The 20,161-nt window shown below is 54.0% G+C and carries 23 protein-coding genes, 1 other RNA gene and 1 pseudogene; 22 read left to right on the plus strand and 3 right to left on the minus strand.

All coding sequences use genetic code 11. The features are described 5' to 3' along the window. Positions 1-557 precede the first annotated feature (557 nt). Positions 558-1,301, minus strand: a pseudogene (locus ACWPW2_RS19575) (primase-like DNA-binding domain-containing protein); the annotation flags it as partial. Between ACWPW2_RS19575 and ACWPW2_RS19580 the strand changes: the two are divergent. The 22 genes from ACWPW2_RS19580 (at position 1,259) to ACWPW2_RS19685 (ending at position 17,522) form a co-directional block, all read left to right on the plus strand. After that, positions 1,259-1,708 (plus strand): head completion/stabilization protein, encoded by a 450-nt coding sequence (locus ACWPW2_RS19580; protein ID WP_454124860.1) that lies wholly within the window; start codon positions 1,259-1,261, stop codon positions 1,706-1,708. The pseudogene ACWPW2_RS19575 and the gene ACWPW2_RS19580 sit on opposite strands and share 43 nt — an antisense overlap. Continuing rightward, complete coding sequence (locus tag ACWPW2_RS19585) at positions 1,705-2,205, plus strand: phage tail protein (RefSeq protein WP_454124862.1); 501 nt, start codon at positions 1,705-1,707, stop codon at positions 2,203-2,205. Before ACWPW2_RS19580 ends, ACWPW2_RS19585 begins: the two co-directional genes overlap by 4 nt. Beyond that, the gene (locus ACWPW2_RS19590; protein ID WP_454124864.1) at positions 2,205-2,900 is read left to right on the plus strand and encodes a phage virion morphogenesis protein; all 696 of its coding nucleotides are present in this window, start codon (positions 2,205-2,207) and stop codon (positions 2,898-2,900) included. Before ACWPW2_RS19585 ends, ACWPW2_RS19590 begins: the two co-directional genes overlap by 1 nt. 9 nt (positions 2,901-2,909) lie before the next feature. Further along, positions 2,910-4,037: a DUF2586 domain-containing protein gene (locus ACWPW2_RS19595; protein ID WP_454124866.1), complete on the plus strand. Its 1,128-nt coding sequence runs from the start codon at positions 2,910-2,912 to the stop codon at positions 4,035-4,037. Beyond that, positions 4,034-4,489, plus strand: a complete 456-nt coding sequence (locus ACWPW2_RS19600; RefSeq protein ID WP_139567899.1) for a phage protein — start codon at positions 4,034-4,036, stop codon at positions 4,487-4,489. The genes ACWPW2_RS19595 and ACWPW2_RS19600 overlap by 4 nt, the downstream gene beginning before the upstream one ends. Before the next feature lie 8 nt (positions 4,490-4,497). Then, entirely contained in the window at positions 4,498-4,785 is a 288-nt protein-coding gene (locus tag ACWPW2_RS19605; RefSeq protein ID WP_139567900.1) for a phage holin family protein, read from the plus strand. Beyond that, positions 4,782-5,123: a M15 family metallopeptidase gene (locus tag ACWPW2_RS19610; RefSeq protein ID WP_232045030.1), complete on the plus strand. Its 342-nt coding sequence runs from the start codon at positions 4,782-4,784 to the stop codon at positions 5,121-5,123. The genes ACWPW2_RS19605 and ACWPW2_RS19610 overlap by 4 nt, the downstream gene beginning before the upstream one ends. Continuing rightward, a complete protein-coding gene (locus tag ACWPW2_RS19615; protein WP_454124869.1) occupies positions 5,123-5,482 on the plus strand; it encodes a hypothetical protein in 360 nt (119 codons plus the stop codon). The genes ACWPW2_RS19610 and ACWPW2_RS19615 overlap by 1 nt, the downstream gene beginning before the upstream one ends. A 119-nt stretch (positions 5,483-5,601) precedes the next feature. Continuing rightward, positions 5,602-5,859: a putative phage tail assembly chaperone gene (locus ACWPW2_RS19620; protein ID WP_454124871.1), complete on the plus strand. Its 258-nt coding sequence runs from the start codon at positions 5,602-5,604 to the stop codon at positions 5,857-5,859. 47 nt (positions 5,860-5,906) lie between these two features. Beyond that, the gene (locus ACWPW2_RS19625; protein WP_404882687.1) at positions 5,907-6,047 is read left to right on the plus strand and encodes a DUF6890 family protein; all 141 of its coding nucleotides are present in this window, start codon (positions 5,907-5,909) and stop codon (positions 6,045-6,047) included. Further along, positions 6,047-8,053, plus strand: a complete 2,007-nt coding sequence (locus ACWPW2_RS19630) for a phage tail tape measure protein (RefSeq protein WP_454124873.1) — start codon at positions 6,047-6,049, stop codon at positions 8,051-8,053. Before ACWPW2_RS19625 ends, ACWPW2_RS19630 begins: the two co-directional genes overlap by 1 nt. Continuing rightward, on the plus strand, positions 8,050-8,379 hold the full coding sequence (locus tag ACWPW2_RS19635) for a DUF2590 family protein (protein ID WP_433691040.1): 330 nt from the start codon (positions 8,050-8,052) through the stop codon (positions 8,377-8,379). The genes ACWPW2_RS19630 and ACWPW2_RS19635 overlap by 4 nt, the downstream gene beginning before the upstream one ends. After that, complete coding sequence (locus ACWPW2_RS19640) at positions 8,376-9,560, plus strand: baseplate J/gp47 family protein (RefSeq protein WP_454124875.1); 1,185 nt, start codon at positions 8,376-8,378, stop codon at positions 9,558-9,560. Before ACWPW2_RS19635 ends, ACWPW2_RS19640 begins: the two co-directional genes overlap by 4 nt. After that, positions 9,553-10,137, plus strand: a complete 585-nt coding sequence (locus ACWPW2_RS19645; RefSeq protein WP_454124877.1) for a hypothetical protein — start codon at positions 9,553-9,555, stop codon at positions 10,135-10,137. Before ACWPW2_RS19640 ends, ACWPW2_RS19645 begins: the two co-directional genes overlap by 8 nt. 13 nt (positions 10,138-10,150) lie before the next feature. After that, positions 10,151-12,394, plus strand: a complete 2,244-nt coding sequence (locus tag ACWPW2_RS19650; RefSeq protein WP_454124879.1) for a phage tail-collar fiber domain-containing protein — start codon at positions 10,151-10,153, stop codon at positions 12,392-12,394. A gap of 2 nt (positions 12,395-12,396) precedes the next feature. Further along, positions 12,397-12,819 (plus strand): tail fiber assembly protein, encoded by a 423-nt coding sequence (locus ACWPW2_RS19655; protein ID WP_232045023.1) that lies wholly within the window; start codon positions 12,397-12,399, stop codon positions 12,817-12,819. After that, positions 12,809-13,528 carry a hypothetical protein gene (locus tag ACWPW2_RS19660; RefSeq protein WP_454124881.1) on the plus strand — a complete coding sequence of 240 codons (720 nt, stop codon included), beginning with the start codon at positions 12,809-12,811 and terminating at the stop codon, positions 13,526-13,528. The genes ACWPW2_RS19655 and ACWPW2_RS19660 overlap by 11 nt, the downstream gene beginning before the upstream one ends. Next, positions 13,500-14,039 (plus strand): baseplate complex protein, encoded by a 540-nt coding sequence (locus tag ACWPW2_RS19665; RefSeq protein WP_139567911.1) that lies wholly within the window; start codon positions 13,500-13,502, stop codon positions 14,037-14,039. The genes ACWPW2_RS19660 and ACWPW2_RS19665 overlap by 29 nt, the downstream gene beginning before the upstream one ends. 2 nt (positions 14,040-14,041) lie before the next feature. After that, positions 14,042-15,742 (plus strand): hypothetical protein, encoded by a 1,701-nt coding sequence (locus ACWPW2_RS19670; protein WP_454124883.1) that lies wholly within the window; start codon positions 14,042-14,044, stop codon positions 15,740-15,742. Between the two features lie 564 nt (positions 15,743-16,306). Beyond that, on the plus strand, positions 16,307-16,594 hold the full coding sequence (locus tag ACWPW2_RS19675) for a hypothetical protein (protein ID WP_454124885.1): 288 nt from the start codon (positions 16,307-16,309) through the stop codon (positions 16,592-16,594). 102 nt (positions 16,595-16,696) lie between these two features. Continuing rightward, positions 16,697-17,332, plus strand: coding sequence for a hypothetical protein (locus tag ACWPW2_RS19680; RefSeq protein ID WP_454124887.1), 636 nt, complete (start codon positions 16,697-16,699; stop codon positions 17,330-17,332). Beyond that, positions 17,304-17,522 carry a hypothetical protein gene (locus tag ACWPW2_RS19685; protein ID WP_454124889.1) on the plus strand — a complete coding sequence of 73 codons (219 nt, stop codon included), beginning with the start codon at positions 17,304-17,306 and terminating at the stop codon, positions 17,520-17,522. The genes ACWPW2_RS19680 and ACWPW2_RS19685 overlap by 29 nt, the downstream gene beginning before the upstream one ends. Positions 17,523-17,627: 105 nt before the next feature. Here the strand turns inward: ACWPW2_RS19685 and ACWPW2_RS19690 are convergent, their stop codons facing one another. After that, the gene (locus tag ACWPW2_RS19690) at positions 17,628-19,091 is read right to left on the minus strand and encodes a YecA family protein (RefSeq protein ID WP_454124891.1); all 1,464 of its coding nucleotides are present in this window, start codon (positions 19,089-19,091) and stop codon (positions 17,628-17,630) included. Positions 19,092-19,603: 512 nt separating this feature from the next. Then, positions 19,604-19,966, minus strand: a transfer-messenger RNA (tmRNA) gene (gene ssrA / locus ACWPW2_RS19695). Between the last annotated feature and the right edge of the window lie 195 nt (positions 19,967-20,161).

The raw sequence follows: 20,161 nt of genomic DNA on the forward strand, positions 1-20,161 counted from the left end.
ATTGCAGTTATTAATTATGAACTGTGGCGAGATATTGGTACAGAAGAAAATAGGTGAACCTCGTCTTAGGGTGATCCTAATGATAGATGTTAAAGATACGCATTCTTTGGCATCATGAATGTGATGAATCATTAATTACAATCAATGACTTACCCTTTAAGCCATATCATTAAGTAGTCGTATGGGCGTCATTTCTGCGAACATCTAGAGACATAATGTCAGGTTTACAGATCGCTCTTGGAACCAGACTGCCATGGCTATGAGGATAGCGGCAGATTTCCTCATGGCTTGACATGTCACCAAGCGATTAGCTGGCTCCTCTAATATTGCTGCTGACAGAAATGGACACCATTTTCGTTTTACGCCATCGATAATGCCCTCGAGGGAGCGGGTAAAAGCTTTTTTTCAGTAAAACAGTTCAAACTGTTCACTAAGCATTTTTATCATTTATTTTCATCACGTTACGTAGTGAATGGTAGGTGAAGAGTGAACAGTTAACTCTTCACTATGTGCTAGTCGCAGGTAAAAAAAGACCGGCAATCGCCGGTCTGTGTTGGTTATTTCGATGCAGGATCATCGCACTTCGGCAGCCAGTCGCCGTTGCTTTCTTCTTTCAGTGTCAGGTTAGTCTGCATGCCCTGACTGGTTCGTCGTTTGTCGTAATTCAGGCCGTACTCTTTCAGCATGGTCGGCAAGCCCTTCCCGAACATCGTCAGGCTCAGGGTGTTTTTGTAGCCGTGGGCTTCCATGTACACCAGATAGGCGTGATACAGGTAGAGTCGTGGCTGACGCGGAATGATGTTGGCGTTACCCATATACATGCCGTCCGGTGCCGGGCATTCCTGTAAATAGCCGCAAAAATCAAATGCCGGGTCGGCGTCGCGCTTGATGCTCAGCGCCTCGCCGGAGTTCTGCTGCGACTGGAGCAGCGCGCGGGCGCTCATCGGGTCGCTGAACCGCTGCATAAGCTGGCGCACAATGACCGCCAGCTCGCGGGCGATTTTGTCCTTCAGGTGCGGGTCGCGCTCTGCCGGGGCTATCTGCTCCGGGAAGTGGATAATCACCCGGCGACGGGACACGCCGCCGCTGCGGTCGGTGAAGCGCATCGGGTTGTTGTTCACGGCCAGAATCACCGCCGGAATATGCGGGGAATACGCATCCCGGTATTTCGGGTCAACCGACACGGCATCGCCCCCGGTGATAGCCTTGAGTCCTGCCCCGTCCCCGCTCCATTTCTCCTGGTCAGGCAGGCGGATGAGTGAGAAGCCTATCAGTGCCGCACGTTCACGCGGGGATAACCAATGATGGATTCTGGCCGGATCTGAATCTGGCAGATTTTCAGTCACAGCGGGCGTTACCGCCTGATATGGACGCCAGCACCCTTGCCAGTGCGTTACTGGCGGCAGTAATGGAAGTGAATGCCGATCTGGCCACGGTAGAGGCAAAACACCGGGCGGCAGGGCATGTAAACGCCGCTGATGTGCCTGGCCCCGTCATGGATGGCCTGAACGGTCTTTGTGCGCAGTACACCAAAGCGGTGTTTGCCAGGGCAAAAGCCGATCTGCTGGGTGAGTTCGCCACTCTCGGGCGGCGTGAAACCCATCCGGGGCAGGAGAGCGACGAAACCCGCGCCGGGCTGATGGCTGAATCCTCAGTGACTATCCGGCATATGAAAGGCCTGAAACGTGCCGGGGTGCGCAAGGTATGAAAACACAGCTGGATTCGCTTACCGCGTTTTTTACGCAGAACGTGCCGGAGCGCGCGCGCCGGGGTTTCGACAGCCAGATTGACGGGATGCAGGTGATTTCCGCTGCGCGGGATTTGGGCGCAGGGCAGTGCCGCCTTTCCGTGCTGCGGTATACCGCGCTGCTTTCGTGGGAGCGCTTCCCGTTTCGCCTGGTTGATCCGCAACTGCTGGTTGCGCTGCTTGAAGTCTGGATGGATGAGCACGCCGCCCCGGTGATGGAAGAGCTGGGGATTGAAAACACGGAAGCCGACTGGGATGTGACGCTTGAGGATGAGGAAACCGCCACGGTGGTGCTGACCCTTCCCCTCGCGGATGAACTGGTTATCAGGCCGGATGCCGGTGGCCTTATCCCGTATCGCGGTGAACGCTGGTCACTGGTTGAGCCGGAGATCTGGACGGCGCTGAGTGCCACTGTTCACGGCGTGGATGAAGCGGGCGCGCCGGTGGGTGAGCCCTGATGTTTGCGGGCGGGGAGCTGAACCCGGACCAGCTGGCCGGACTGCAAAACGCGCTGTCCAGCCTTGATTTGCCGCCCCGCAAGCGTCAGCGGCTTTTGTGGCGCCTGGCGAAGTACGGCCTGATTGCCGCCGCAAAACGCAATGTGCGCAATCAACAGTCGCCCGATGGCAGCGCATGGGCGGGGCGAAAGACAAAGCGCCGGGGCAAGATGCTGCGCAATCTGCCGAAGCTGCTGCATGTGCGGGAAATGCCGGAAATTGACGCCGTGCGCGTGTACTTGCAGGGCGGTGGCTACCGCAACGGGGCTTCGCCTGTTCCTGCCGGTGTGGTGGGGTACTCGCAGCAATACGGCATGTCCGTGCGGGTAAACCGCAGCGGGCAGAGAAGCCGGGCGGAGCCGGGTAAAAAAGCCACCATCGCCCAGGCCAAAAAGCTGCGGGCGTTGGGGTATGCAGTAAAGCGCGGTAAGCGGTGGAAAAAACCGACTTACCGGCAAATCACCGACACCCTGACTTACGCGCAGGCGGGGGTAATTATCCGCAAGATGAGCGGCAGGGCGGTGAAGACGAGCTGGGTTATCAACGTCCCTGCCCGCGCATTTCTGGGCATGAATGATGATGAATTTAACAAGGCACTGGCGCGCCAGCTGCAAGCCATCGGCTTTGGCTGGGATGTGAACGCGCAGGACAGATAAGGGGTAAACATGACCTGGCCAAGTGTGGACGTAAACCAGGTAAACCAGTTGCAGGGCGAAGTGACGGAAGTCGAGCGCTGCGTACTGTTTATCGGCAGGGGTAATAAGGGCACCGGCAAGACGCAGGCGGTAAACACCCAGACGGATTTTGATGCGTTGCTGGGCAGCGCAGCGAGCCCGCTGAAAAACTATCTCACGGCGGCGCGCGCGAACGCCGGGCAGAACTGGTGGGCATTCGTGCATGTGCTGGCCGATGACGCGGAGCCGGATGCCTGGGCAAAAGCCGTTCACGCGGCGCAGCTGGCGTGCTCCGTTGAAGGGGTGGTGTTGTGTGATGCCGTGAGCGACAAAGCCGCGATCAATCTGGCCGCCACGCTTCGCGCAGAGCTCATTGCGAAGTACGGGCGCTGGGTGTGGTTCCTGCTGGCCGTGGAGGGTTTCCAGGCCGAAGAGAGCCAGGCGGATTATCTGGCGCGGCTGTCTGCACTTCAGGCTGGCATCGCAGAAAAGGCGGTTCAGCTGGTTCCGTGCCTGTGGGGTAACGAGCCGGGTGTGCTGGCCGGTCGGCTGTGTAACCGTGCCGTTACCGTCGCAGACAGCCCGGCGCGCGTGAAAACCGGGGCGCTGCTGAGTGCCGGCAGTGACGAAATGCCGGTGGACGGCGCGGGCGACACCATCACGGTGGCTACCCTCCAGGCGCTGGAGGCGCAGCGTTTCAGTGTGCCGATGTGGTATCCCGACTATGACGGCCTTTACTGGTCAGACGGGCGAACGCTGGATGTTGAGGGCGGCGATTATCAGTCTATTGAGACGCTGCGCATTGCTGACAAGGTGGCGCGCCGTGTGCGTCTGCTGGCCATCGGCAAAATTGGCGACCGTTCGCTTAACAGCACCCCGGCGAGCATTGCCGCGCACCAGTCCATTTTCGCTGCGCCGCTGCGTGAAATGTCCCGATCCGTGCAAATCAACGGTGTGACGTTTCCGGGAGAGGTGAAGCCGCCCCAGGATGGCGACGTGAAAATCGTCTGGAAAACCAAAAAACACGTCGAGATTTATATCGTGCTGCGTCCGTATGAAGTGCCGCTGCAAATCTCGATCAGTCTTGTGCTCGATCAGACCGTGGAGGCCAGCGCATGAGTAAGCGTATCAGCGGCATGTCATTTGATTTTCTGGTGAACGGTACGCAGGTGCATGCCGAGAAAATCACGCTTTCCATTACCGACAACACCGCCGCCACACAGACGCACGGTGTGCCGGATGGTTACGTTGACGGCGATGTGGCGGCAGAAGGTGAGCTGGAGCTGAGTATAAAGTATTTCGCCCTTATCAAAGGGCTGGCGCAGCAGGCCGGATCATGGCGTGGCATCCCGCCGCAGGATTTTATGTTTTACGCCAAAGCCGGGGATGAAGAGGCCAAAGTCGAGGCCTTCGGCTGCAAGATGATCATGTCTGACATTCTGGATATCGATCCGAAGGGCGGCGCACTGGCAACGCGAAAAATCCCGTTCAAGGTGACTGATCCGCGTTTTATCAACATTGACGGCATCCCGTATCTGGAAGCGGAAGCCACGGCAAACCTTATCGGATAACGGAAAAAATGCAGGAACATGAAAAAAGTTTGTATTCGCTGCTGGCTATTGGCGCGCTGATCGCGATTGCCAAAGTGCTGGCCAGCAATGACCCCATCACGCCGCGCCTGTTTGTCAGTCGCGTCATCCTGGGGAGCCTGGTTTCCGTTGTGGCCGGTGCCATCCTGATTCAGATCCCCGATGCCAGCCCGCTGGCGATTCAGGGGCTGGGAGCAGGGCTCGGGATTGCCGGTTATCAGGCCGTTGAAATGTATCTCCGCCGCCGGGCGGGGAGCGAACAGGAAGAAAAACAATGACCCTGAGCGAAAAACAACAGCTGTTTACGGCGCTGATTGCTGACCTGATCCACTGGGCGCAGAGCAAGGGCTATCGCCTGACCTTTGGCGAGGCATACCGTACCCCGGAGCAGGCAGCGCTGAATGCGAAAAAGGGCAGCGGCATCAGTAACAGTCTGCATACCCAGCGTCTGGCGGTGGACTTTAACCTGTTTATCAATGGCGTGTACCAGACGCAGACCGAAGCATACCGCCCCCTAGGGGAATACTGGGAAAGCCTTGGCGGCTGCTGGGGCGGGCGCTTCAAATCCCGCCCGGACGGTAATCATTTCAGCCTTGAGCATAACGGGGTGCGCTGATGAGCAGGGCGGCAGTTGCGGTACTGGCGGGGCTGGCACTGGCATTTCTGGCGGGCTGGAACGTGGCGACGTGGCACCGTGACAGCCTCGATCTGGCGGTGCAGAAAGCAGCCGCCGCTACCGGCAATGTGTTCCGGGGCATTGCCAGTGACTCCGCCCGCAGTCTTGAAGACAAGCTGGCGGCGCTTCAGGCCGATCAGCCAGGTGAGATTCGCTATGAAATCGTTAAGCCGGTTTTTACTAACGTCTGTGTGTCTGATGAGTTTGTGCGGCTGTACAACGACGCCGCAGATCGCGCCGAACGTGTCCTATCAGGAAAACCTGAAAACAAAATGTCCGGAGAAACTGCCACGCCTTAACGGCGTAACCGGGGCATATATTGCCGGGGCATTACTGGATTACCAGAATTTATATACAACCTGTGCAGCGCGTCATAACACGCTGGTCGATGAAATTAATAAACGAGAGGCAATAGTAAATGGAAAAGATTGAATTAATGATTGGCGGCGTTGAGCTGGTATTTACGCCTAATACCACGGCATACAATAAATTCATCAACGAAATGTCGATGGATAATAAGGTCGCCCCGGCGGTGAATTATCTGAACCGTATTGTCGCAGCAGAAAGTAAAGAAGCGCTGACGGATATTGTGAAACGTCCGGGCGCGGCGCTCCAGCTGGTTGGTAAAATTAATGAGATTTACGCACCTGAGCTGGAAATCGAAGTAAAAAACTAACGCAGCGAGTTCAGGCGATTGAATCAAATGGACTCTCGCAATATTTAATTTTACGCCGCCATTATCTCCCCCACGGGGAGGACACTATTGATGATATTGCTGCCGCCATCTGGCTGGATAACCGCCACTGGGAATTTATGTCTGCGGCGGTGGGCAATGGCATCGGAAAAGCGTTTAAAGGCTCCTGATGAATGAACTGGATTTTGAATTAAGGCTAATCGACAGATTAACGCGCCCGCTAAGGCAGGCGCAGCGATCGGTAACGGCTTTTGCCGATAAGTCTAAGGACGCCTTTAACCGCATCGGCATGGGCGCACTGGCGATGTGGGGCGTGGCGCAGACCATTAAGGGAGCGCTGAGTCCTGCTATTGAAATGTATGACGCGCTTCAGGAGGCATCGGCGCGGGGCGTGGACGACAACGCGCTGAAAACCGTCAGCCGTGATGCCACGCTTTTTAGCATGAAATACGGTGCCAGCGCGGTGGAGTTTGTGAATTCCACGGCAGAAATTAACGGCGCGATTGCCGGGCTGACCTCAACAGAGCTGCCGAAGGTGACGAAAGTTGCCAACACGCTGGCCTTTGCGATGAAAGCCACCTCCGCCGAAACCGCTGAATTTATGGGGCAGATGTTCGGTAATTTCCGCAGTGATGCCGAGCGCCTGGGCAAAGTGCAGTTCGCCGAGCAGCTGGCGGGCAAAATGGCCTTTATGCGCCAGCAGTTTGGCGTTGAACTGGGCACGGTCAAAGACCTGATCGAAGGCGCGCGCGGCGTCGGGACGAACTTCAATATCGGCCTCGATGAGCAGCTGGCCGTGCTGGGGCAACTGAGCCGGACGCTGGGCACCGAGGCCAGCGGGGCGTATGAGAGCTTTATCACCGGGGCAGTGGACGGGGCGAAAAAGCTGGGGTTGTCGTTCGAGGATGCCAACGGCAATCTCCTGTCCATGCCCGCCATGCTGGAAAAATTACAGGGCAAATACGGCAAGAGCCTCGAAGGGAACCTGAAAGCACAGAAAGAGCTGGATGATGCCTTTGGTGACAGTTCGGCCGTGGTGAAACAGCTTTACGGGAACGTGGCGCTGATGCAGCGCAACATCACCGAACTGGGCGGGTCGGACGGGCTGAAGCGTACCCAGGAGATGGCCGCGAAGATGGTTAAACCGTGGGATCGCTTTATGGCCATCCTTACCGCGATCCAGACCGTCATTGGCCTGACGCTGATCCCGGTTCTCTATCCGCTGCTGAACCGTCTGGCGGATATGGGTGCCACGTTCGCCAGATGGATGGAGATGTTTCCCAATATCGCGCGCGTGGTGGGGTATGCCGCACTGGCCGTTATGAGCCTGGCCGGTGCCGGGGCGCTCGCCAATATCGTTATGGGCGTGTCATTTTTTATCATGAGCGGCCTGCGGGGCATTATGTCCGCCGTCATGGCGGTCACGAAAGTACATATCGCCGTCATGTGGCTTGTCCGGGGCGCAACGGCGGCTTACGCCGCCACACTCTCTGCGCTGCGTGGGGTGTTGCTGGCGGTTCGTATTGCGTCGGTGCTGACCGGTGCGGCCATCAACTTTATGAGCTGGCCGATTCTGCTGATCATCGGTGCGATTGCCCTGCTGGCCATCGGTTGTTACATGCTGATTAAGCACTGGGACGACGTGAAAGCGGCAGTGATGAACACCACGGCGTTTAAGCTGGTTGAGAAATATATTTCGTGGCTGGCCGAAGTCTTTACGGGCGCGTGGGAATACATCAGCGAGGGATGGAATAAATTTACGGCCTTACTGTCCGGTTTTTCCCCGTTAGAGTCGCTGGGGAATATGGCCTCCGGCATTATGGGGTTGTTCGATAATATCTGGGACACGATTAAAGGCGGGTTTCTTAAATCGTGGAACTGGATAGTTGAAAAACTAAATAAAATTCCCGGTGTTGATATTTCGCTTGCGGCGGAAACGGCAATTAATGCTGTGCCGGTGAGTGCGCAGGAAATACCTGCGCCAACAGTGACACAAAATACATTATCCACCGGCGGGCGCTTAACCGATATTGATAAAGGCGGGCTCAGCAAAACAATCTCTGCTAATACCAGTACCGTGACAGACCGCAGCCAGAAAATCGGCACCCTGAATATTAATACCCAGCAACCGCTGACGCCGGGACAGCTTGCGGAATGGCAGGAGCTACATGCATGAGTGACCTTTTATATATTGATTTACTGATTAATGGCCGGGACTTTGTTTTAAATCCGGGGAATGAGCCGACACTCTGCAATAACAGTAAAAGCATCGGGCAGGACATTGTTCACGCCATTTTAGAAAGCGGTCTGGCGACTGAGCTTATCGCCGAGCGCAGCCCGACCCTGCGCGGCGACATTCTTACGCGTCTGGAGCTGCTGATCGAAAGTGATGAGCGTATAGAGCCGGGAACGGTGGTCATCACAGAGGAAAACCTTAAGCGCCTCTGGATCACGGCGGGCACGTGGGAGTTCGGGGCAATTTCTACCAGGGTGGAGCTATGACAAATAAGCCGCAGGTTGATTTTGAAGAGGTGGTGAAGCAGTCCGGCATGCCGGTGACGGCTGAGGCGCTACGTACCCGCTTTAACCATATCGTCGCCGACGAGGGCATTATCACCAATACCTCGCGCATGTCCCCGTTCTGGCGGTTAATCACCGCCATTGTGACCACGCCGGTGCTGTGGCTTAAGGATGTGCTGGTAAATACGGTGCTGGCCAGCATGTTTGTGGCCACTGCATCAGGGGAAATGCTGCGGCTGCTCGCCTGGGCGGTGAATGTCACGCCAAAACCCGCCAGCGCTGCGCTGGGGATGATCCGCTTTTATAAAACGGATGCCATGGCGGTGGTCACGGTGAGGGCGGGAACGCTTATCCAGACCGAGCGCATTAACGGCGTGATTTACGTGCTGACCACGTTGGACGATTTCACCATCACGGCCGACAAGCCCGCTGCGCTTATCCCGGTGAAAGCCAGTGCGCCGGGCGGTGCCTATAACCTTGCGCCGGGGTATTACCGCATTCTGCCGGTGGCCGTGGACGGTATCAGCCACGCGGTCAACGAAGAGGACTGGCTGACGACGCCGGGCGCGGATGAAGAGAGCGATGATGAGCTGCGCGAGCGCTGCCGAAACCAGTTCAATCTGGTCGGCAATTATCACACTGACGCCGTATACCGGTCGATGATTGCAGGCGTGGCCGGGCTGAGCATAGACCGCGTCTTCTTTAAGCATGACGCACCACGGGGGCCAGGCACGGCGAATGCCTATCTTCTGCTTGATACCGGCGTGGCATCCGATCCGTTTGTGGCAACCGTCAACGACTACATCACCACGCAGGGGCATCACGGCCATGGCGATGACATGCAGTGCTTTCCCATGCCGGAAACGCGGCATGCGCTGACCGTCACGGTGTATGTGCGAAACCTTGCGAGCGTCAGTGAGGATGCGCGCAGCAGTCTGAAAACCGGCGTGGAAAACATGATCCGCTGCGCCTTTCGTGAAAACGCCGATTTCAGCGTCGAAAAAACATGGCCTTATGCGCGTTTCAGTTTCTCCAGACTGGGGCAGGAAATTCACCAGGCCTTTCCGCTGGCCGATTCGGTGGCCTTTTCACTCCCGGATATTGTCAGTGAGCTGAGCGTGCCGCGCCTGCAATCCTTAACCGTGAGTGTCACTAATGCCTGAGTTTATGAAAAAGCTGGCGGCGCTCGCGCTGCCGTTCTGGATGGATAACGGTGAGCCGCAGAAGCTGCTGCGCGCCGCGCGCACATTCTGGCAGGCCGTTTATGGCTGGGTGACGTGGCCGGTGAGTCAGTTCGATCCGCTCACCTGCGCTGAGCCACTGCTTACCCTGATTGCCTATGACCGGGACATTTCCCGCTTCGACGGGGAGCCGCTGACGCTGTTCCGTAAGCGGGTGGCGTATGCCTTTATCAATGCGGCGGATGCCGGTTCCGTTGAGGGGTTTATAAGAATCTTTCAGCGACTGGGGATCGGGCTTGTTGAAGTGCTTGAACGGCAACCAGGGATTGACTGGGACATTATCACGTTACGTCTCACCGATGGCCAGATAGCCAGTAATACGCAGCTGCTTGTGCAGATAATCCAGCAGTACGGCAGAACCTGCCGCCGTTATCAGTTTGAAGTCATCACCTCCGAAAAGCTGGCCATCCGTGCTGGCTGGGATCAGGGGGAATACATTTGTTATCCGGCCAGCCTGGCCGGTTCGGTCAGCGGCGCGACGTTCAGCGCCAGCCTGTAAGGAGCAGTAAAAAATGTCACAGACAGCTATCACTACGGCATTCGAGCAATGGAAAGCCAGGCAGACCATCAGCAGTGAGCCTGTTGTGCTGGATGAATTCGTTTTCGCGAACGTACCCGGCCTCGATCCCTCGTTGCCTGTAAACCGTGCGGAGACGCTGCCGCCCGCATCGCAGATTGTTCACCGCCAGGCCGTGTCGCGCACCGGTGTGGTCAGTGCTAATGCCGTGGCCTTTTCAGTGGTGCTGGGCGCTGATGTGGGTAATTTCACCTTCAACTGGATCGGGCTTGTTAATAAAGCCAGTGGCATCCTTGCCATGGTGGTGCATGCCCCGGCGCAGCAGAAGCTGAAAACGGCCGCAGGTCAGCAGGGTAATGTGCTGACCCGCTCGTTTCTGATGGAGTTCACCGGTGCGCAGGCTGAAACCGGTATTAACACGCCTGCTGAAACATGGCAGATCGACTTTACCGCCCGCATGGCCGGGATGGATGAGCGCCAGCGCCTGGAAAATATTGATATCTATGGCATGGCGGCATTCTTTGGTGACGGCTGGCTGGTCGGGCGAACCGGCACACAATACTTTGTTACCCAGGGCGCGGGATACGTGGCCGGGCTGCGCGCACAGCTGGCCGCTAACCAGAATATTACTCTTAGCGCCAAGCCCGTTAACGTCTGGCTGGATGTGTGCTGGACGGGAACCCTGACCAGTGCCTGGACGGTACAAAGCAACATTACGGTGGCCGCAAACCTCGCGGATTACGTGCAGGACGGGGTGCAGCATTATGTCTTCGCGCTGGCGAGTATTGATGCGGCCGGAAACATTACCGACCTGCGCCCGAAGGGAACCGTGAGCGCGCGCGACGCTGATAATGCCTTACGGCTGCATGAGCAATCCCGCAATCATCCTGATGCAACGCTGACGGAGAAAGGTTTTGTCATGCTTTCCAGCGCCACAAACAGCACCAGTCAGGCTATGGCGGCGACGCCCGCAGCGGTGAAAGTGGCTTTTGATAACGCCGAAGCCGGCCTGAAAAAAAACCAGAACGGAGCAGATATTCCCGATAAACGGCTATTTGCCCGGACTATCGGTGCAGCGTGTGCCCACTCGCCTGCAATTTCAATTGGTGGCGACGCTAATCACTGGACAACTGGCGAGTTCATTACATGGCTGGAAAGTCAGGGCGCTTTTAATCACCCGTACTGGATGTGTCGGGGATCATGGATCTATGCAGAGAACAAAATCATTACCGACACTGGGTGCGGTGATATCCATCTTGCAGGCGCAGTGGTAGAGGTTATGGGCTACCGTTCGGCCATGACGATCCGTGTGACCACGACAACCACGGTGGGTGCCGGAACAAATGCAACCCGCAATTCGCAGTTCACCTACATCGACAATGGCAGCGGCTACCTGCCTGGGTGGCGACGTGATTTCAATACGAGGAACATGCCAACGGCGTCTAATGTTGGTGCGGTTGCGAAGAGTGGCGACACGATGACCGGGCGGCTGGCCATTTTTGAAGACAGCGATGCTTTATCCATCACCGCACCTTCAGCAGGCGCTGCCAGTTATATAGTTTCCCGCGATTCGTCTTCCTCAAATCAGTGGTATATCGGGAAAGGGGCGGCAGGGTCGAACGATGCATCCTTTATCAATTACAAAGGCGGAAATAATGGCCTGGTGTTGAGGGCTGGCGGCGGGCTTGAGTTGTTAACCAGGAACGGCGCTCCGCTCATTGTTAACGCTGAAATCGTTTCGACAAATCCTGATGTCGTTCGCATGGCTTATGGTGATTATGGTGCATTCTGGCGGCAGGATAACGTAAATACCTACCTGCTTCTGACGGATAAGGGAAACCCGTACGGCAGTTACAATAGTCTGCGTCCTTTCACAGTCAACAACGCTACCGGCAACGTGCATATAAACCGCCTCTCGTTAAACGACTACAGCCATTTTGACGCCCGGTATCAGTTACAAAATACTGCGGGTCTGGATGCTAATGGCTGGTTTAAGGATATCAGTACCGGACTTATTACCCAGTGGGGTTTTATCGCGCCGGGATGGGCTGGTTATGCAAATGTCACTTTCCCGATCGCTTTCCCCCGTGCATGCGTGAATGTTCAGGTCTGCATCACCGGGGACGGTGGAGACTCTTCGATCAACTTCTCATCCGTAAGAAGAGGATCAGTTACCCGAACGGGGGCTGCAATCGGCTTTGATAAGGGTGGTTCTTACTGGATGGCGACGGGGTATTAACCATGTATTACTACAGCGCAAAACATAACACGTTTATTCCTGAAGCCCTGAAACAGGATTATATCGATGCAGGCACTTTCTTTGAGGATGCAAAAGAGGTTGCTGATGAAATCTGGGCTGAATTTGCCGGTGGCGTCCCGCCTGAAGGAAAAATGCGTATTCCCGGAAAAAAAGGTCTGCCAGCCTGGGCGGATATTCCGCCGCCAGAAAAAGATGATCTGATCCAGCTGGCGACAGAGAAAAAGCAAAAACTCCTTAGCAGCGTCAACGCCGCCATCACCCCGCTACTGGATGCGGTGGAGCTGGGTATCGCGACTGAGGAAGAAAGCGAGTCACTCCAGGCGCTCAAAACCTATCGTGTGTTACTGAACCGCGTGGACGTGACCGCACCGGTCTGGCCGGAGGTGCCTGCGGATGTGGCGTAAAGCAACGCTGGCTTTTCCCGGCCAGTTTCCGGCGCTGAGCTGTTCCATTGTGGCCGCACACCCGTGGGTGTACGGGCTGGGGCAGCAGACGGATAACGGGGCGTATCTGAGCCCGGCCAATGCCGTTTCGTGGCTGGCGGAAAAATTATCCGGCGTGACCGGCGAAACAGAGGTGGTGATCATGATGGCCACCGGCGCGACGCATGATGAATTTATGGCAAGTCTCGATCCGCTGACGGCCGTTTTTCCCGCCCCGGCGTTCACACAGGTCAGTCGCCTTGCGCGTTCGGCGGCGGAGCTGGCCACCGTGAAAATGCAGAAGCCCGCCAGGGCGATGAACGGTCTGCCCGCAGCCCTGCCGCTGTCCGTTCCCACGGCCAGAACCGTCAGCAGTGCGGGTGCGATTGCGCAGGCGGGCGCAGCAGGCGGTCTGAATATGACAGCGCTCAAGGCTGCGCTTACCGGCTTTAGCGCCCGGCGCGCCGGTATGCTGGCCGATATTGCGACCGGCGCGGGCGGGGTGGCCGGGAAAAGCGCACGGGCGTGGGTATTTACTGCCCGTGGCAACGCGGCGGAAATCGTGCGCCAGCTGGCTGACGGGATTCCGGCGCTTTCATCCGTATACACCGCCGCGCTGATGCTCGCCGGTGCTGATTTAAGCAGTATCAGGGAGATGATCCATGACGACGACAACCACACTGGCGCTTAACGGCGAAGCCATCCCCCTGAAAGGCATCCGTGTGACTGTGAGCCAGCAGTTCCCGGACAAAGACCAGTCCGGGCAGACCAGTGCGACCAGTAAATCGGAGCAGGGCGCGAAGGGGAAAGAACTGCGTATTAACGGCGAAATAGCCTTTAAAGATGTGGCCGTGCTGACCCGGCTTTTCCAGCTGGCCAACGCCACCGATTCCGGCGGAAAACGCATGGTGTATCGTGTGGCCAACAGCGTTGCACGGGCGGTTAATCTGCGTGAAGCCTCATTCAGCGGCACCATCGATGCCCCGCAGCAGGACGGGCGTATGTCCTGGGCGATCACGTTTACCCTGAGCGAGCATATCAGCGTGGCGGAGAAAAAAGAGGCCGCAGTAAACAGCCGCAAAACCAGTAAGGCACAGAAGCCCGGCGCAGCTGGCGGGGCGGCAGAGGCCGGAGAGGATGCAGAACAAATGACGTGGTTTGAGCGCAAGGTGCTGAAACCGGTGAATGATGCGCTGGGGTGAGTATGAAACCTGTAAAACGTCTTCACCTGTCCGGTGACGAAGTGCATGCCGCTGATGTGAATATCGTGCTGGAGCTGAGCAACTGCGGGCGCGGTTTCATCACTGCCGCAACGGAGCAGGATTACACCGGCAAAATGGTACGTCTCGATATTGGCTACGGTGAGTCGCTGTTTCGCTGGTTTACCGGCTATGTGGAGCGCTCCCAGCCTGCGGAAAAGGGCTTTTCACGCCTGTTTGTGCGCGAGCTGTCCGGGGTGTTTGAAAAGCTGTGGCCGTGCTCTTTCCAGCACCCCACCCTGCGCGATATTACCGCCTGGCTGACGGAAAACAGCGGCCTGACGGTGGCCGTGCCGGATGCAGGGTACAGTAACAAGCCCGTGCCCCATTTCACGCATTCAGGCACCGGGTTCCAGCTGCTGAATAATCTGGGCAAGGCCTTTGGCGTGGCGGATTATATCTGGTATCAGCTGCCGGATGGCTCGCTTTACACCGGCGGGGCAGAAAAGTCCCTCTTTGCTGCGCGCCCGGTGGATATCCCGCATGAGTTCAGCCAGGCAGCGGCAGGGGGCAACAGCATGACGCTGCCGATGATCCAGACAATGCGCCCCGGTGTTGAGATGAACGGCGAGCGGGTGACGAAAGTCAGTCTCACCGGCGACACGATGGTTATCACCTGGACGCCGCGCGACAGAGCCACCGGCGCGCCCCTGCAAAAAACACCGGCACAGCGGCAGATAGAAAGCCATTTCCCGGAGCTGGCCAGCGGTATGCACCTGCCAAAGTTTGCGCGGGTGATGGCCGCGAGTGAACCGGCCAGCAGTGGGAATTTTGCCGATCCGTTCCGGCCACGTTATGCCGTCGATGTGCAGCTGCTTGACGCAGACGGCAAGCCCGACAGCGGTACGCCTGTTTATTCTGCCGTGCCGCTGCCCGTGCCAATGGCCGGGAATGATTCGGGCATGTTCCAGTTTCCGCCCGAAGGGACGCTGGTTGAGGTGGCCTTCACCGGCGGCAGGCCGGATAAGCCCTTTGTGCGCCAGACCGTGCCGGAGGGCACAAGCCTGCCGGATGTGAAGCCCGGCGAACAGCTGCAACAGCAGCGCGCCGAGGTATCGCAGCGGGTGACGCAGGGCGGTGACTGGGAGCGACAGACGGATCAGTCAATCCGCGAAACATCCATGTCACGACACGTTCAGGCCGATACTGAAACCCGCGAAATGGTGACGCGTGAAACTACCATTAAAGCCACGGACAAAACCACTGTGCTGGGAACGGCCACCCTGATGGCCGGGCATATCCAGCATGTGACCAGCGGCGATTATGCGATGGCCACCGGCGGGAAATACGTGGCGAGTGTGGCAGGCGATGCCGAAACGGAGATTGCCGGGAAACAGTCAACGAAAGTGACCGGCGGGATCAGCATTGAAACCAGCGGCGCACTGACTGAAAAGATTGCCGCGCTGCGCAAATCCGTGGCCGCCGGCGGTCAGCAGCTGATGGGGACAACCGTGCATATCGGCAGCGAAAGCATTAATGCGCTGGCCATGATGCTGGACACCATCGATTTGCTGGCAGAGCTGGCGCAGCAGTGTGCCAGCCATACCCACCCCGGCACCGGTGCACCGGCCAGTGCGAGCGCCTTTACGCAGGTGGCCGCCAGAGCGGGGCAGACCCGCAGCAAATACCAGAAGATAATCGCCTGATCTCAGCCCGCACAATGCGGGCTTTTTTATACCCTCGCGCCAGAAGCCACACAACGCGCTGTGAGCGCATGGCTCATCATCCTGTCATCACGCAACCCCTTAAACCGATCACGTCAGCACCGTTACGCAGGCGCAGCCGCACGCCGACAAAATAAATGTGTCGCAGACAAAAACGGCACTACACCGCACCCGCCTGCGGTTTTTGGATCGATAAAATTTTTCAGTTTTATTTTTCTACAAACCATATCGCCAGCCCGCGCCGCTACTGGCGTTCTGTCGGAGAACCAGAACTGAAAAGATTGAAAAGAATTTCAGTGGTTTTCAGTTTTCAGGATCGAAAGAGGATCGCGGAAAAATATTAACTATCTGTTTTTAATTAACTATTTCTGTTTTTTGTCATCGGAAAGGATCGCTATGTGCGGGCAAGGAAAATTCACCACTAAGCCGCTACGTCAGTAACGGCGGGCGGTGCAGGCGCATTTGTAATTTTGCGTGGACTGAAAATTTTTTACTTTGTTATACTGTTTTTATATACAGTATTCTGGTTTTGCGGAGGACGACAAAATGAGGCGGGTTTCCATATGTGGCGCGGTTTTCGTTTTTCTTGATGAAGGCGAGGAACTAACCAAAGACGCTTTTTATACGTCTTTCTATCTGCCGGATCAGCGCTATGTTATCCGGCCACATCCTGAAGGCTGGGACGTGCGCTATCTGGATATCACTGGCGGTACGCGTGAGTGGTTGCCCGTTGCTGGTAAAACCTTCCCTGATGAGTCTGCGGCGTGGATAAATGCTTTTGAGCACTGGGAAAAAATGTCGCGTTTGTGCATGGTAAATATCTGGCGAGGCTGATTTCTAAACTCGGAATCATCTTAAAACATTGCCGCTGAGGGTGGTCACCCTGATCAGATTTGATTAACCTTTCATCTTCGCATATTTCGTGAGATGGATTTTATGGATGCAAAAATGATAGCGAGGGGCATTCTCGATGGCCTGGCTTCAATTCCTGAGAGTGCTTATTTATCAGGGGTAAGAACGTGGGATTCGCTGGGTCTTATTGACCGCCAGACTCGAGCACGCAATGAGATTGAAACCGAGCGTTTTTTTCTTGTGCTCAAAAGTATGGCAACAAGCGAGTCACCGCTCAGACAGCTTGTCTCCACGGTGATAACGGATTTTTATAAGAAGTTAGACGAACAAGGCAAACAGGCCATTAATGACAAGCTGCATTATGCTGATGCGAAAATGGGGAGCCGGGTAGGCGCTCAGGCTTTTATAACCCAGAAAATTGCAGAAATGATAATCCAGCGTGTGCGCATGAAAAAGATTACTCAGCGACTGGTGCGTGTCGGTTCTGCTTTTACTTTCAACATCATAATGATCCAGGGGCTGATTGAGGAATCAGCAAGAGCGTCGCGTCGGATGCAGTCCAGTTATCCAGAGACATATTACAAAGTGTCACCCATGAATCTGGATATGGTCTACTTTCTTGCTGAAAAAGAATTGGAACCTTACCTGATTTACATCCACAGCCATCCGATCCAGTGCAAAGGAATTGAGAATGAAATCTGCAAAATCCTCTCCCGCTAAGTTTTGCAAATTCATCGGGCTTCAATCTGCCAGTTTGGTTGAAGGAATATCGACCTGTCTCTGTTCTTTTGCAGCTTTCGGTAGCCTGTTTGTTTTGGATGGCTGGTATAAGTTAGCTGGATTTGTAGGATTCTTTATCCTGGCCTATCTGATCGCTTGGTTAATCGATGTGCTGAAAGGCGAAGCGTAAAAGCATCCGAATTTCGAAACGATAAACAGGCTAAAGGGGTTACGTTTAACCTGGCCCCTTCCCATTATCAATAAGTCTCTTCTTAAAAAATCCATAAATTGATTTCTATCCATGGCATTTTTTAAATTTTTTACCAGAGCCACAGTAGCACGGATCATTTCTGCCAACTTTTTTCTCAGCCCTAGCTATCGGAGTTGAAGGCATAGCTGCTATTGGCGTATTGATGAAGTCAGTAAGAACTCTATATTCCTTCATTGCTGATTTTGCCAGAACTCTCTCATCTTTTGTTAAAGGTTGATCAAATCTGCAATAAACAACATCTTCTGAGCGTCCTTCCGAGTCCTTGCTTTCTGTGGCAATGATTATTAATTTTTTAATTTCACTTTTTTGATACTTCGCTGTCAAAGCATACATTTGAATGCACGATAATCGCTCCCATCTGTATTGTTCATAAGATAAGTCTTTATCACGTGGGAAGAAAAGAAATATAAAAAACTTCCCTTTGTCTTCAAGTGACTCAACAATCCTTGAGCTTCTTCTGTCAGTAGGAACTTGTTTGAATTTTTCTAAAAAGTATTTGGAAAGATAGTATCTCGACACCCTATTTTCTGCTGCAAGCTGTCTTACAGTTTCCTCATGGCTGAGAAAGCTATTTTCGAGTCCAAGTCCTACAGTAGCTGTAAGAATAGAGTCAGAAAAACGCTGTATTGTTTCATCCCAAAAACGACTCCCTTTTTTTAAAGCTTTATAGTAACTATAAATGGGCGATTTTTTTAACGATTCCCATTCGTGTTCTGCTATTTGTACAAATGTATTCTCCGGAATCGTTTTTTCATCTACTATTAGACCATGCCCGCTCAAGTAAGCTCCAAGGGTGTCATCTTCTCCTGGGCTTAACCCCAGATAACCAGAGCGAACTACACGTTCCTTCTCTTTTAAATAAGCTATAAAATCATTAATTGTATCCAATTCGGTTAGCAAAAGCTTCAAGGATAATTCATCTACAACATGGATAAATGTTTTATTTGGATACAAATCGCCAATTGTAAAAGGTTGAGCCATGCTTTCTTTTAATCCAAACGAGAAAGCATTTATAAATGTACCAGAGCTACCCTTAGCTATACGTTCAAAGTATTTGGATGCGGGTATTGAACTATTGTTGGTTACTGCAACAAGAAAAAATCGCATGTCTTCACGTGTTTTTATTGGGAAGGGTATTCTACACTTCTTGTCGAGAAATAAACGATCACTATGTTCTTTTACGAATTTTTCAGCACCATATAATTGATCAGCAGATTCGGATACAGATCTTTTGAACCATCTTTTCCATGCGATAGAAACATCAATCCCATCGTGAAATTTAATGTCCTTATCAGAGAAGATGATTATATTATTTTCAAAAACCACTAACAAATCACAAACTTCTTTGCCAGACTGGTTTTTGGAATACCCTTCGTCACTATAAACATTCGGGTAAGACCATAAGCCTATGAATGCATTGTTTGCTAGTTCTATTAATCGCTTTTCTGTTGGATTAAAGCCCTGTCCCTTGGTTATTGCTGTCAGCATAATGCACCTCTTTTAAGTATAATAAGTCGTATGGTTATGAGTTAACTCTACCTAAGTAAGATAAGTAAACATGATTTTTTATCACGAATTTTGAGATGAGTATGATACTCAGCTGAACGTTATGAGATCGCCCCCTATTCTAAGGCGATCCGACACCTTGGGTGAAGTGGCTAGAACTATCAAATACGGACACGAATGAGTTTCATCAATAGCCACTTATGCACTAGTTGGCGATCTTTCTTTTAGCAAACTATACGGATACAAGGCCTCTATGAGTTTGTTTTGCTGTGTCACCAGATAGTCAGAGCAATGCTCGCCGATAGAAAAAATGTAAAAAGTCATCATGAATTTAGCTCAATCATGATTTTTTATGAAATACGCGTGTTAGGCTTAACCAAAACCAAGCGATGAGGGAATGGGCGCGCCGGACGAGTTAGTAAGTTCTTGTCGCCATTTTGCCGCCATCGACAAAGAAAAAGGGGCTACGTTTTCACGTAACCCCTTGTTTTAATTGGTGGAGCTGGCGGGAGTTGAACCCGCGTCCGAAATTCCTACATCCTCGGTACTACATGCTTAGTCCGTCTTTACATTCGCCGGCCAGCTGCGGAAGGACACGCCACTGACAGACTAGCCTGATTAGTTTTAGCACTTCAACCCCAGGCAGGGCATCCGCGCGATCTCTTTTGGGTTTGACCTCTCTTGATCCCCGTCCTAAGAGCGGAGGCTAGGGAGAGAGGGCTCTAAGCAGGTTATTAAGCTGCTAAAGCGTAGTTTTCGTCGTTTGCGACTATTTTTTTGCGGCTTTTTACGAGGCCAACCGCCCCTCGGCATGCACCTTGGGTTTCGCGAATCCCGTCGAATCCAGAATCAGCCCCAAAAGTGTGAGAAGGAGTATAGCAAACTTTCACCGCGACATGCCAGTCCATATCCGCAACGTTTTTACTTTCAATCATTTGCCTGTTTTTTAACCGACTGGTTAAGCAGGATAGTTATATAGAAAAACAATTATTTCAGAGGTAAATAAATAAGGGGTGATACAGGGGTAATATAAATTAGGTTTTTCTAATATA

Source organism: Kosakonia sp. Marseille-Q7440 (genome assembly GCF_965119485.1).